General features: G+C 61.2%; 9 protein-coding genes. 4 read left to right on the top strand and 5 right to left on the bottom strand.

What is annotated here, in order from left to right; genetic code table 11:
- Both treS and KGB20_RS21060 read right to left on the bottom strand, forming a co-directional pair.
- Nucleotides 1-3,342 carry a maltose alpha-D-glucosyltransferase gene (gene treS / locus KGB20_RS21065; protein WP_154908973.1) on the bottom strand — a complete coding sequence of 1,114 codons (3,342 nt, stop codon included), beginning with the start codon at nt 3,340-3,342 and terminating at the stop codon, nt 1-3.
- Nucleotides 3,343-3,556: 214 nt separating this feature from the next.
- Entirely contained in the window at nt 3,557-5,551 is a 1,995-nt protein-coding gene (locus KGB20_RS21060; protein ID WP_154908972.1) for an alpha-1,4-glucan--maltose-1-phosphate maltosyltransferase, read from the bottom strand.
- 214 nt (nt 5,552-5,765) lie between these two features.
- Here KGB20_RS21060 and KGB20_RS21055 point away from each other — a divergent pair, with 214 nt between their 5' ends.
- Nucleotides 5,766-5,933 (top strand): hypothetical protein, encoded by a 168-nt coding sequence (locus tag KGB20_RS21055; RefSeq protein WP_167362862.1) that lies wholly within the window; start codon nt 5,766-5,768, stop codon nt 5,931-5,933.
- Nucleotides 5,934-5,970: 37 nt separating this feature from the next.
- Here the strand turns inward: KGB20_RS21055 and KGB20_RS21050 are convergent, their stop codons facing one another.
- Nucleotides 5,971-6,468: an MgtC/SapB family protein gene (locus KGB20_RS21050; RefSeq protein WP_154908971.1), complete on the bottom strand. Its 498-nt coding sequence runs from the start codon at nt 6,466-6,468 to the stop codon at nt 5,971-5,973.
- A 121-nt stretch (nt 6,469-6,589) separates the two neighbouring features.
- Here KGB20_RS21050 and KGB20_RS21045 point away from each other — a divergent pair, with 121 nt between their 5' ends.
- The 3 genes from KGB20_RS21045 to mapR all read left to right on the top strand — a co-directional run bounded on the left by KGB20_RS21045 (nt 6,590) and on the right by mapR (nt 9,959).
- The gene (locus KGB20_RS21045) at nt 6,590-6,823 is read left to right on the top strand and encodes a DUF3203 family protein (RefSeq protein WP_057714965.1); all 234 of its coding nucleotides are present in this window, start codon (nt 6,590-6,592) and stop codon (nt 6,821-6,823) included.
- A gap of 195 nt (nt 6,824-7,018) precedes the next feature.
- A complete protein-coding gene (gene ccoG / locus KGB20_RS21040; protein ID WP_154908970.1) occupies nt 7,019-8,431 on the top strand; it encodes a cytochrome c oxidase accessory protein CcoG in 1,413 nt (470 codons plus the stop codon).
- Nucleotides 8,432-8,549: 118 nt separating this feature from the next.
- Nucleotides 8,550-9,959, top strand: a complete 1,410-nt coding sequence (gene mapR, locus KGB20_RS21035) for a GntR family transcriptional regulator MpaR (RefSeq protein WP_057714966.1) — start codon at nt 8,550-8,552, stop codon at nt 9,957-9,959.
- 149 nt (nt 9,960-10,108) lie between these two features.
- On the opposite strand, the gene KGB20_RS21025 is transcribed toward mapR, so the two are convergent.
- The gene (locus KGB20_RS21025; protein ID WP_057714967.1) at nt 10,109-10,855 is read right to left on the bottom strand and encodes an SDR family oxidoreductase; all 747 of its coding nucleotides are present in this window, start codon (nt 10,853-10,855) and stop codon (nt 10,109-10,111) included.
- Between the two features lie 85 nt (nt 10,856-10,940).
- The gene (locus tag KGB20_RS21020; protein ID WP_154860070.1) at nt 10,941-13,058 is read right to left on the bottom strand and encodes a putative bifunctional diguanylate cyclase/phosphodiesterase; all 2,118 of its coding nucleotides are present in this window, start codon (nt 13,056-13,058) and stop codon (nt 10,941-10,943) included.
- Nucleotides 13,059-13,134 lie beyond the last annotated feature (76 nt).

The raw sequence follows: 13,134 nt of genomic DNA, 5'->3' as shown, positions 1-13,134 counted from the left end.
CTACTCTCCATCAAGATCGGAAAAGGGTTTAAGCCCACTCAATAATCCATATAAACCGTGCAACGGCACGGGCAACCAGGCGGGGCGATTTTCCGCTTCATAAGCCACTTCATACGCCGCCTTCTCCAGACCGAACAACGCCAGCGCGGCATCCTCGCCTTCGGGATCTTGCCATGCATGGGCAAGACTAGCTGCCGCCAGCCGATAAGCGTCGACAAATGCTTGCCGCGCCTCGCTCAAGTAGCGATCGGTGACCCGCAAGCGCGCGGCATCGGCCGCTGCGGTGTTATCGATGCTCTGCACGTTGATCGCCATCGCCGCCGCATAGTCGAAGGACCGCAGCACTCCGCTGACATCCTTGTACGGGCTGTGTTTGCCCCGTCGTTCATGCAATGGCCGGGCCGGTTCGCCTTCGAAGTCGATCAGGTAGGCATCGCCCTTGATCACCAGCACCTGCCCCAGGTGCAGGTCGCCGTGCACACGAATGCGCAAGCCGCCCGCGGTCTTTTTGCCCAACGCCTGTACATGGCCGAGGATGGCTTTCTTGTTGTCCAGTAAACGACCGACCAGGGTCTGGTCCGCCGGGTCAAGTTGATTTTTATGCTGCTTGAGCAAGTAAAGCGCGCGCTCGATTTGCGCCGCGACATCCTTGGCCGAGGCCAGCGCCTCCTTCTGCGTAGTGACCTGGGGCAAGAAGTCCGGGTTGGCACTCGGCGCCGCCAGCACCTGGTGCATTTCCCCCAGACGCTGACCAAGCATAGCGGCGAAATCTTTCAGTTCGCCGAGCGCGTTGTAATGCTGTTCCTGCTCGGACACGGCGTCGGCCAGTTCATCACGAAGCGCCCGTTCGAGGTTGTTCTGGGTCCATTCCCAGGCGTCGCCCTGATTGCTCAGGTAGCCTTGGGCGATCATCAGCAAATTATCTTCACCCGCCCCGTCCCGGCGCACCACGGCCCCCAGCAATGGTGAAATATTGCTGAACCCGGCTTGCGTCAGGTACGCGCTCATTTCCAGCTCAGGATGCACGCCGCAGGCGACCTTGCGGATCAGCTTCAGCACCAGGCTGTTGCCGATCACCACCGAGCTGTTGGACTGTTCGGCCGACAGGTAACGCACCGGCGACTCGGCATTGAGGCCGAGTTTTTCCAGTTCGGCGGTGGACTCGAAGCGAATGTCGCCATCGCTGGAGGCCAATACGGTGCCGGCCTGAATGCCCTGCAATACGGCATGCACAAAGGTGTCCAGGCTGAAGGCGTCGGTGATCAGGCCCACCTGGCGCCCACGCCGTACCCGCGACAATGCCAATTGCTGCGGCAAGGGAGTACCGACCTGATCTTCCGAGATAAAACCGAACGGCAACTGGTAGCGGCTGCTCTGGCCACCGCTGGTGACATTGATCTCGCTGAACAGCACCGGGTGCTGCGGATCGCCGAATCGCACGCCATAGGCCAGTTCGACCTGTTCGATGGCTGCGTCCTTACCCGCAAACCAGCGGCGGTTCTGCAACCAGTTGGGCAGGATGCTTTGCTCCAGCGTGGTGCGTGACGGTGCTTCGAGCAGTTCCTCCATGCGTTTTTTCAGCACCAGCGTGGTGAAGTCCGGCAGGCTCTGTGCAGGCTCCACGTGCCAGCTCGGCATCTGGTTTTCCGCGGCGAGGCCGAACCAGTAGAAGCCGTAAGGCGCCAGCGTCAGGAGGAAGTTCAGCTGGCCGATGGGGGGGAATGCGTTACCCCCGAGCATCTCCACCGGCACCATGCCGACGTAGGCCGACAGATCCAGCTCGGCGGCCTGGGCGCTGCGCGACACGTTGGCCACGCACAGAATGACTTCGTGCTTGCCGTCCGCCCCGGTGTATTCACGGGTGTAGGCCAGAATCCGCCGGTTGCTCGGCGACAGCATCTTCAACGTACCGCGCCCGAAGGCCTTGGATTGCTTGCGCACGGCGAGCATGCGCCGGGTCCAGTTCAATAGCGAATGCGGGTCGCCAGCCTGGGTTTCGACGTTGACCGACAGATAGCCGTACTGCGGGTCCATGATTGGCGGCAGCACCAGACTCGCCGGGTCGGCTCGGGAGAAACCGCCGTTGCGGTCGATGGACCATTGCATCGGCGTACGCACACCGTCGCGGTCGCCGAGGTAGATGTTGTCGCCCATGCCGATCTCATCGCCGTAATACAGGGTCGGCGTGCCGGGCATGGACAGCAGCAGGCTGTTGAGCAGCTCGACCCGACGGCGGTCGCGCTCCATCAGCGGCGCCAGGCGGCGGCGAATCCCCAGGTTGATCCGGGCGCGACGGTCGGCGGCGTAATAATTCCACAGGTAGTCGCGTTCCTTGTCGGTGACCATCTCCAGGGTCAGCTCATCGTGGTTGCGCAGGAAGATCGCCCATTGGCAGTTGGCGGGTATATCCGGGGTCTGGCGCAGAATGTCGGTAATCGGGAAACGATCTTCCTGGGCCAGCGCCATATACATGCGCGGCATCAACGGGAAGTGGAAGGCCATGTGGCATTCATCGCCGTTCAGGCCTTTCTTGTCGGTGTCGCCGAAGTACAACTGAGTATCCTCCGGCCACTGATTGGCCTCGGCCAGCAACATGCGGTCGGGGTAGTTGGCGTCGATTTCCGCACGGATCTTTTTCAGGACGTCGTGGGTTTCCGGCAAGTTCTCATTGTTGGTGCCATCGCGCTCGATCAGGTAGGGAATCGCGTCCAGGCGCAAGCCGTCGATGCCCATGTCGAGCCAGTAACGCATCACCGACAGCACCGCTTTCATGACTTGCGGGTTATCGAAGTTCAGGTCCGGTTGGTGGGAGTAGAAACGGTGCCAGAAGTATTGGCCGGCGACCGGGTCCCAGGTCCAGTTGGACTTCTCTGTATCGAGAAAGATGATGCGCGTGCCATCGTATTTTTGATCGTCATCGGACCACACATAGAAGTCCCGCGCCGCCGATCCGGGTTTGGCCTTGCGCGCCCGCTGGAACCACGGGTGCTGGTCGGAGGTGTGGTTGATGACCAGTTCGGTGATCACCCGCAGGCCGCGTTTGTGCGCCTCGGCAATGAAGCGCCTGGCATCGGCCATGGTGCCGTAGTCGCTGTGTACGCCGCGGTATTCGGCGATGTCGTAGCCGTCATCGCGCCGTGGCGAGGGATAGAACGGCAACAGCCAGATGGTGTTGACGCCCAGGTCGGCGATGTAATCGAGCTTGGCGATGAGGCCGGGAAAGTCGCCAATCCCGTCGTTGTTGGAGTCGAAATACGATTTGACGTGGACTTGATAGATCACCGCGTCCTTGTACCAGAGCGGGTCCTTGATGAACGTGGCTGCCTTGGGTTTCTTCGCCATGTGCAACTCCTGGTGAATTCATCTTGGCCACAGGCTGAGAATCCCCTGTGGCGAGGGGGCTTGCCCCCGTTCGGCTGCGAAGCAGTCGTCAATCCAGAGACTCGGTTTCGCTGAAAGAAAAAGCGGGGCCGCTTCGCGACCCAACGGGGGCAAGCCCCCTCACCACAGGCAAGCCCCCTCGCCACCGGCAAGCTCGCTCCCACAAGTTCAGCGTCTACGCGGTAATGCGCCAAATCCCGAACGGCTGGTAAGCCGGGTCGATCCGCATGAACTGCTGCTTGCCGTGCCAGGTCCAGCGATGACCATTCATCAAATCTTCGCCCTGGGTGCTGGCGTAGTCAGGCAAGCCCATGTCCCACAACGGCAACTCGAAGTTCGCTTCCTGCACGTTGTGCGGATCGAGACTGACCGCCACCAGAATGAAATTGCCTCCATCGGCGCTGCGCTTGCCGAAGTACAGGATGTTGTCGTTCCAGGCGTTGTAGACCTTCAGGCCCAGATGCGTGTGCAACGCCGGGTTCTGCCGTCGGATGCGGTTGAGCTGGGCGATCTCGGCAATGATGTTGCCCGGCGCATTGAAGTCCCGCGGGCGGATCTCATACTTCTCGGAATCGAGGTATTCCTCCTTACCCGGTACCGGTGCCGACTCGCACAACTCGAAACCCGAATACATGCCCCAAAGGCCCGAGCCCATGGTCGCCAGCACGGCGCGAATGAGAAACCCGGGACGCCCGGATTCGTGGAGGAACGCCGGGTTGATGTCCGGTGTATTGACGAAAAAATTCGGCCGGTAGCATTCTCGCCACGGCGACTCGTTGAGTTCGGTGAAGTAGGTCGCCAGTTCGGCCTTGGTGTTGCGCCAGGTGAAATAGGTATAGCTCTGGGAGTAACCGACCTTGCCCAGGCGCGCCATCATTGCCGGGGTGGTAAAGGCTTCGGCGAGGAAGATCACCTCGGGGTACAGCGCCCGTACATCGGCGATCAGCCATTGCCAGAACGGCAACGGCTTGGTGTGCGGATTATCGACGCGAAAGATCTTCACACCCTCCTCGACCCAGCCCACCACAATGTCGCGCAGTTCCACCCACAGGCTCGGAATCGCCTCGGGGGCATAGAAGTCGACGTTGACGATGTCCTGGTATTTCTTCGGTGGGTTCTCCGCATATTTGATCGTGCCGTCCGGCCGCCAGTTGAACCAGCCGGGGTGTTGCTTGAGCCATGGATGGTCCTGGGAACACTGGATGGCAAAATCCAGGGCGATTTCCAGACCATGGGCCGCAGCGGCCGCCACCAGTCGGCGAAAGTCTTCGCGGGTACCCAATTGCGAGTGAATCGCCTCGTGCCCGCCTTCCTCGCTACCAATCGCATAGGGGCTGCCCGGATCATCGGGACCCGCCGTCAGCGAGTTGTTCGGGCCTTTGCGGTAGCTGCGCCCGATCGGGTGGATCGGCGGGAAATACAGCACATCGAAACCCATGTCCTGGATCATCGCCAGCCGCGTATGCACGTCATTGAAGGTGCCATGGCGCGTCGGGCTGTCGGTGATCGAGCGCGGGAACAATTCATACCAGCTGGCGAACTGCGCCAGTTCGCGCTCGACATCCACCGGGTACTCCGGGCTCAGGCTCAGGTAGGCGCGATGATTGACGCGGGCCATGAGGTCGGCGCTACGCGGGTGCAAAAACAGTGCGACCTGCTCGGTTTCGAGCAGTCCTGACAGTTCATGGTGCAAGGCCGCCAGTTGCTCGCTGAGTAGCCCTTCGCTACGTTCGGCAGCCTGCTGGACATGAATCCGCCCTTCCTGCAATTCCAGACTGACGGGCACTGCCGCCGCATGCTTCTTTTCCAGCTCATGGCAAAAACTGGCGAACTGATCGATCCAGGCTTCGATACAGAACAGATAACGGCCCTGGCTGTCGACCCGGAACTGCCCTTGCCAGCCGTTATTGCCCAGGTCGTTCATGGCCGCGCTTTGCCAGGTGTCCTCGTCCTCGGCCCGCCAGCGCACGCGCACCGCCAGCTTGTCATGCCCGTCGGCGAAGACCTTGGCCGTCACCACCACGTCCTGCCCCACCACGGTCTTGACGGCGAATTGTCCGCCTTCAAGGATCGGCATGATGTTTTCAATGACGATACGCGGCAGCAACAACGCCTGCGACAGCGGCATGTGCGGGTTGTAGCTCAACTCAGTCGGTTTTTCAGCCGTCATCGAGCCTCTCTCCTTACGCCCCATGGACGCGCTTGTGTCTGGTCGCCCCCCGCCGGGCAATCCGCCCCGGGATGCACTCACTTAGGTTCCGAGCGACAGCCGCCGGGAAAGTTTCATCGGCAATTCCCGGAATCAAGTCCTTCGCGCTGCGGTCAACCAATCAGTCCACCTACTTAAGCACGACTCACGCCATGTGCCACCGGAGGCTTGAACAATGAACAATCCATTCCCGGCTGAAACCCCCGATCCCAACATCGACAACCCGGTGATCCCACCCAGCGATCCGCAACCGGTGCCCGAACAGGATCCGCCCGGCACGAACCCGCCACCAAGGGAAGAACCGCCAACGACGATGCCGCCGGTGATTGTGCCCCCTGAATGACGACAGTTGATCGCTCCCATACTGCCGGGGAACGATCTCATTGGTGATCCTTGTCGATCAGTTTCACAATCCCCGGCATCACACTGAACACTCCCAGCGCCAACAACGTACTGAACACCGCCGTCGCCTCCCGGCCCAGCCCGGCCGCGACGCCGATGGCGGCGGTCATCCACAGGCCGGCGGCGGTGGTCAGGCCCTTGACGTGCCCCTCATCGCCATCGCGATTTTTCAGGATAGTGCCAGCCCCCAGGAAGCCGATCCCGGCAATCACGCCCTGCACCACCCGGCTCATGGCATCGGGCTGTGAGCCGGACATCTGCGGCACCAACACGAACAGCGCCGCCCCCATTGCCACCAGCATGTGGGTGCGCACGCCGGCGGCCTTGCCCTGGTGTTCACGCTCGAACCCGAGAATCCCGCCCAGCACCGCGGCCATCAACAGGCGCACGGTCACTCGCGTCAATTGCGAGGCATCGCCGATGTCGGCGAACTCGCCTTGCAGCGTCACCCAGACTTCGTGCCACCAGGTGTTCATGGGATTGTCCTTGTGAGGGGCCATGGACGGTGGACCGCAGCGACCATTAATCGGTTGCACAGAACGATGACCGGCGGTTGCGGCCTGAAACTTTAGTTTCCACTGAAAAAAGGATCCCGTCATGACCGTACGCATCGAGAACCAGACCTGCTTTTTCACCACTGAAAATGGCGAACTCATTCGTCTGTGTCCCGACGTGACCATCATCACCGACGGTGCCATGGCCATGTCGGCAGTGGACATCGAAGGCGAGCGCATCTACATCACGGAAGCCGAGGCCGACGCCTTGACCGTCGCAGGCGCGGTGGATGGACGCCGACACCTGAAAGCTACCGACAGTGGTTCGGTGATTTGACCGGGGTTGATCCGCACTTGCCGCCGCTGTTTTGCAACGCCCCATGGACCCCACAGCGTCGGCTGCTTCAAGTTGTCGCAGTCCGTGCAAACACGGCCATCTGATCCGCTTTTTAATGCAATACCTGAGTCTGTTATGCAAACAGATCGCCGCTCATAGTGCTCATGCCTGATGGAGGCTGATGAGCGAAAGACCATGAGCGAAAGAATCCCCGTCCGAACCGTAGAAACATTCGAGCCTTCGCGCCCCAAGATGAAGGCCAAATCCAGCGACAACCTGATCCACACCCGCAGCTTCACCGGGTTGTTCCGCAACCTGCGCATCAGCGGCGCCGGTTTTCTGTTTGTGCTGTTTTTCGGCACCGTGTGGCTGAACTGGGGCGGCCGCCAGGCGGTGCTCTGGGATCTTTCGCAAAGCAAGTTCCATATCTTCGGCGCGACCTTCTGGCCACAGGATTTCATCCTGCTCTCGGCGCTGCTGATCATCGCCGCGTTCGGCCTGTTTGCAATCACCGTGTTCGCGGGCCGGGTCTGGTGCGGCTACGCCTGCCCACAAAGTTCATGGACCTGGATCTTCATGTGGTGCGAGAAGATCACCGAAGGCGAACGCAACCAGCGGATCAAGTTGCAAGCCGCGCCGTGGGGCCTGAACAAGCTGATGCGTCGCGCGGCCAAGCACACCTTGTGGCTGGCCATCAGCCTGCTGACCGGCCTGACCTTCGTCGGCTACTTCACGCCGATCCGGCCGTTGGCCGAAGAGCTGCTGACCTTCCAGATGAGTGGCGTCAGCCTGTTCTGGGTGCTGTTTTTTACCGGCGCCACGTACATCAATGCCGGTTGGCTGCGTGAAGCGGTGTGCATGCACATGTGTCCCTACGCGCGGTTCCAGAGCGTGATGTTCGACAAGGACACCCTGACCATTTCCTACGACGCGGCCCGTGGCGAGAGTCGTGGCCCACGCAAGCGCGAAGTCAAACCGGCCGAGGTCGGGCTGGGTGATTGCATCGACTGCCAGCTGTGCGTACAGGTCTGTCCCACCGGCATCGATATCCGCGACGGCTTGCAGATGGAATGTATCGGTTGTGCGGCGTGCATCGACGCCTGTGACTCGATCATGGACAAAATGGGCTACGCCCCAGGGTTGATCAGCTACACCTCCGAGCATCAGTTGCAGGGTGGCAAGACACACCTGCTGCGCCCACGTCTTGTCGGCTACACCGCCGTGCTGCTGGTGATGATCGCAGCCCTGGTGATGGCGCTGGTGGAACGACCGATGGTGTCCCTTGATGTCAGCAAGGACCGGGGCCTGTTCCGCGAGAACAGCCAGGGGCAGATCGAAAACATCTACAGTCTGAAGGTGATCAACAAAACCCAGCAGCGTCAGGACTATCAATTGAGCCTGGTGGATGCCGATGATTTCCAGTTGCAGGGCAGGACCGAATTCAGCCTGGCGCAAGGCGAGATTGTCGATGTACCGGTGTCGGTGGCGATGCTCACGGAGCGTCCGGCCAGCAGTTCACAGAGCATCGGCTTCAAGGTGGTCGACAGCGATGAGCCTGGCGTCTACAGCGTGGCGAAGAGCCGGTTTGTGGCGCCAATGAATCGCTGAGCCTTTAAGATGCTGACCTTGGTGAAGTGCAGTCTTGTTTTGGCAATGCAATCCACTGTGGCGAGGGGGCTTGCCCCCTCGCCACAATTAATCGAACAGACTCCATTGCGGGACACCGATGAAACGCTACGAAAAATTCGCCGACGACATCGCAGAACTGATCCGCTCCGGCGTCCTGGGTCCCGGCCAGCGGGTGCCGTCGGTGCGCTACGCCAGCCAGACCTACGGGGTCAGCCCGTCGACGGTGTTCCAGGCCTATTACCTGCTGGAGCGTCGCGGCCTGATCCGCGCTCGACCGCGCTCCGGCTATTTCGTCAACGCCCACGCACCCCGGCCGTTTTCCGAGCCGGTGATCAGCAATGAGGTCAACGAGTCGACGGAAGTCGACGTCAGCGAACTGGTGTTTTCGGTGCTCGACTCGATCAAGGACCCGAACACCGTGCCCTTCGGCTCGGCGTTCCCCAGCCCGACGCTGTTTCCCCTGCAACGTTTGTCCCGCTCCCTGGCCAGCGCCAGCCGCGACATGGATCCGCGCATGGTGGTCACCGACATGTCGCCGGGCAACCCGCAACTGCGCCGGCAAATCGCCCTGCGCTATATGGTCGGCGGGCTGATGTTGCCCATGGAGGAACTGCTGATCACCAACGGCGCCCTCGAAGCCCTGAACCTTTGCCTGCAAGCGGTGACCGAACCCGGCGATCTGGTGGCCATCGAAGCCCCGGCGTTCTACGCCTGTCTGCAAGTGTTGGAACGACTGAAACTCAAGGCCGTGGAAATTCCCGTGCACCCGCGCGATGGCATCGACCTTGGCGTGCTCGAGCAAACCCTGGAACGGCATCCGATCAAGGCCTGCTGGTGCATGACCAGTTTCCAGAACCCCATGGGCGCGACCCTGCCCGAGGCCAAGAAACAGCAGCTTGTGGAATTGTTGCGGCGCCACCAGGTGCCGCTGATCGAAGACGATGTCTACGCCGAACTCTATTACGGCCAGCAAGCACCGAAACCGGCCAAGGCCTTTGATACCGAAGGCCTGGTGATGCACTGTGGTTCATTCGCCAAGAGCCTGGCCCCTGGCTACCGCATCGGCTGGGTGGCTGCCGGGCGTTACGCACAGAAAATCGAACGGCTGAAACTCATGACCTCGCTGTGCGCCTCGATGCCGGCCCAGGCGGCAATCGCCGATTACCTGCAACACGGCGGCTACGACCGGCACCTACGTAAATTGCGCCACGCCCTGGAAGACCAGCAAAGCGCCATGCTTGCCGCCATCGCCCGCTATTTCCCGGCGCAGACGCGGGTCAGCCAACCGGCCGGCGGGTACTTTCTGTGGCTGGAATTACCACAGCAGATGGATTCGTTGAAATTGTTCCAGATGGCATTGGCGCAAGGCATCAGCATTGCACCGGGGCCGATCTTTTCACCGACCCAGCGCTTCAGGAATTGTATTCGGTTGAATTACGGCAGCCCGTGGACCGAGGACTCGGAGAAGGCGATGGAGACGTTGGGGCGGATTGTGCGGTCGTTCTGATAAGCAGGTGTCGCCAGGTCTATTGCCTTCGCGAGCAAGCCCGCTCCCACAAGGAATCTCCGGTGTTCACAGACTTTGCGTACACCACGGAACCCTGTGGGAGCGGGCTTGCCCGCGAAGAGGCCAGCACTGACAACGCAAACCTCAGATCAACGCCCACCACCAAGATCAACAAAAGTCCCCGTCGCATAAGAAGCCTTGTCCGACAACAACCAGACAATCGCCTCCGCCACTTCATCCGGCCGGCCTCCCCGCGCCATCGGAATCGCCGATTCCAGCTTGCTGACCCGATCCGGATCGCCGCTCAAGGCATGGAAATCGGTGTAGATGTAACCCGGACGCACGGCGTTGACCCGAATCCCCTCACCCGCCACTTCCTTGGACAGGCCGATGGTGAAGGTGTCCAGCGCGCCTTTGGACGCTGCGTAATCCACGTACTCGTTGGGCGATCCCAAACGCGAGGCGACCGACGATACGTTGACGATGCTGCCGCCCTGCCCGCCGTGCCTGGGCGACATGCGCAGGATCGCGTGCTTGGCACAGAGCATCGGCGCCAGGACGTTGGTTTTCATGATTTTGAGAATGCGGAACTCGGACATCTCGTCGACCCGGGACTTCTGCCCGACGGTGCCGGCGTTGTTCACCAGCGCGGTGACCCGCCCCAGCTCACTGTCCACCCGATTGAACAGGGCGATCACTTCGTCTTCGATACTGACGTCGGCCCGTACCGCAATGGCTTGCGCACCGAGGGCGCGGACTTGCTCCAGCACGCCGAATGCAGACTGTTCGTCCGCCTGATAGTTGATGCAGATCCGATAGCCCTGCGCGGCGGCCAACAGAGCGGTGGCGGCACCGATGCCGCGGCTACCGCCGGTGATGACGATGACTTTGTCCATGCGAGCTTTCCCCCAATCAAAGCTTAAGCGGTCGGGGGCAAGAATAACCGCCATTGGCGGTTTTTGCATGGCTTCACATCGGCTGTCATGTCATCGACATCTCGCGCCTGGCACTGGCTTTCAACTGCTCGACCAACTGCTCCCCGCGATGGATTTCCACCATGAAACCTGCGGCCGGCAGCGGATGCCCCAGCAGGTAACCCTGCAACGAATCGCAGCCGAGCTGAGTCAGGAAGTCCTGCTGCACACCGGTTTCCACGCCTTCGGCGACGATGCGCAACCCCAGCGCCTGACCGAGGGCGACGATGGCCGAAACGATGGCGGCGTCATCGCTGTCGCGCTCCAGGTCCCGGACAAAACCGCGGTCGATCTTCAGCTCGTTGGCCGGCAGGCGCTTGAGGTACATCAAGCTCGAATAGCCGGTACCAAAATCGTCGATGGACAGGTCGACACCCATTTCCGACAGTTCCTGCAGCACCGTCATGCTCGCATCGGCATCGCTCATGGCGGTGGTTTCGGTGATTTCCAGGGTCAGGCTGTTGGGTGGCAGATGGTGCGTCGCCAGCGCCTTGGCGACGCTCTGGACCAGCCCGGCATGGCAAAACTGAATGGCCGAAAGGTTCACCGCGATGCGCCAGTCGGTGTAGCCCAGCACGTACCACTCGCGCATCTGACGGCAGGCTTCGTTGAGCACCCACTCGCCGATCGGAATGATCAGCCCGGTTTTTTCCGCCAGCTCGATGAATTTGTCCGGCAACAGCATTCCTTGAGTCGGGTGTTCCCAGCGCAACAAGGCCTCGGCGCCCACCGGCCGGCCATTGGCGGCGTCGAACTTGGGCTGGTAATGCAGGCTGAACTCCTGCTGTTCCACGGCATTGCGCAGATCCTGCAGCAATTGCAGCTGCTTACGGGCGTTGTTGTTCATCGAGACATCGAAAAAGCTGTAGCCGTTTTTACCCGCGCCCTTGGCGTGGTACATCGCCGCGTCGGCGTTCATCAGCAACTCGTGGGCGGACTGCCCGTTACCCGGGTAGAGCGCGATGCCGACACTGGCGGAAATGTGCAAATCATGTTCGGCAACCCGGAACGCGCGCGCGATCAACCCGACCTGACGGGCCGCCAGGTTCAAGGCGTCGTTCTGTTCGCTCAATTGCACCAGCAACACGAACTCATCGCCGCCGATCCGTGCCAGGGTGTCCTGGCTGCGCAAGTCTTCGCGCAAGCGCAGGGCCACTTCGCGCAACAACAGATCACCCATGTGGTGGCCGAAGGCATCGTTGACCGGTTTGAAGCCGTCCAGATCGATGAACATCAGGGCAAAGCACCCCCCTTCTTCCCGGACCCGCGACATGGCCTGATCGATTCGATCGGCGAGCAACGTCCGGTTCGGCAATCCGGTGAGGGTGTCGTGCAGGGCCAATTGGGTCAGTTCACGGTTGGCCTCGGTCAGCGACTGGGCCAGGCTCGCGGTGCGAGCCTCCAGGCGTGCATCGAGGATCGAGGTCAGCAGGGCAATACTCAGCACCGCCAACGTGGTGATCAGCACCAGGTTGTCCAGGCCATTGCCGCTCAATCCATTGACCGCCGCGCCACAGAAACTGCCGTCGGCAAAGCGTGCGGCGGCCATCCCGGTGTAGTGCATGCCGACGATGGCGATGCCCATGATCACGGCGGCGCCACCACGGATCAGACGGACATAAGGCGTGTGCTGGCGCAGATGGAAAGCGATCCACAATGCTGCGCCCGAAGCACCGACAGCGATCAGCAGCGAGGCGCCGAACAGCGTCGGGTCATAGTCGATGCCCGGTTGCATGCGCATGGCGGCCATGCCGGTGTAGTGCATAGCGCTGATGCCGGCGCCCATGACCAACGCGCCAAAGGCCAGTTGCCAGGCCGGCAATTGCGGCTGGCTGACCAGCCACAGCGCAAAACCGCTGGAGAGCACGCCGATCAGCAACGACAACAGGGTGATGGTCCCGTCGTACCCCAGGTCGATCGGCAACTTGAACGCGAGCATGCCGATAAAGTGCATCGACCAGATGCCGATGCCCATGGCAACGGCCCCGCCCGCAGTCCACAAATGCACCGCGCGGCCTTTGGCGGTGGCAATGCGTCCGGTCAGGTCGAGTGCAGTGTATGAGGCGAGAATCGCTACACAGAGCGAAATGATGACCAGAGAGGGGGAATAGCTGCCGATGAGCATGGAGACTTCTCGCGAAAGCCCCCTTGTTAATGGCTTTCATTCTCGGGTGGGGGCAAATGCGGCGATTGTACTGATT

The organism is Pseudomonas sp. BF-R-30, assembly GCF_019956175.1.
Taxonomy (GTDB): Bacteria; Pseudomonadota; Gammaproteobacteria; order Pseudomonadales; family Pseudomonadaceae; genus Aquipseudomonas; species Aquipseudomonas jessenii.
This window is presented reverse-complemented; position numbering and strand designations above follow the sequence as displayed.

Coding starts and splice junctions, on each gene's coding strand:
- treS (WP_154908973.1), bottom strand. CDS start 3,342: ATGGCGAAGAAACCCAAGGCAGCCACGTTCATCAAGGACCCGCTCTGG.
- KGB20_RS21025 (WP_057714967.1), bottom strand. CDS start 10,855: ATGGACAAAGTCATCGTCATCACCGGCGGTAGCCGCGGCATCGGTGCC.
- mapR (WP_057714966.1), top strand. CDS start 8,550: ATGAAACGCTACGAAAAATTCGCCGACGACATCGCAGAACTGATCCGC.
- KGB20_RS21020 (WP_154860070.1), bottom strand. CDS start 13,058: ATGCTCATCGGCAGCTATTCCCCCTCTCTGGTCATCATTTCGCTCTGT.
- KGB20_RS21050 (WP_154908971.1), bottom strand. CDS start 6,468: ATGAACACCTGGTGGCACGAAGTCTGGGTGACGCTGCAAGGCGAGTTC.
- ccoG (WP_154908970.1), top strand. CDS start 7,019: ATGAGCGAAAGAATCCCCGTCCGAACCGTAGAAACATTCGAGCCTTCG.
- KGB20_RS21045 (WP_057714965.1), top strand. CDS start 6,590: ATGACCGTACGCATCGAGAACCAGACCTGCTTTTTCACCACTGAAAAT.
- KGB20_RS21060 (WP_154908972.1), bottom strand. CDS start 5,551: ATGACGGCTGAAAAACCGACTGAGTTGAGCTACAACCCGCACATGCCG.
- KGB20_RS21055 (WP_167362862.1), top strand. CDS start 5,766: ATGAACAATCCATTCCCGGCTGAAACCCCCGATCCCAACATCGACAAC.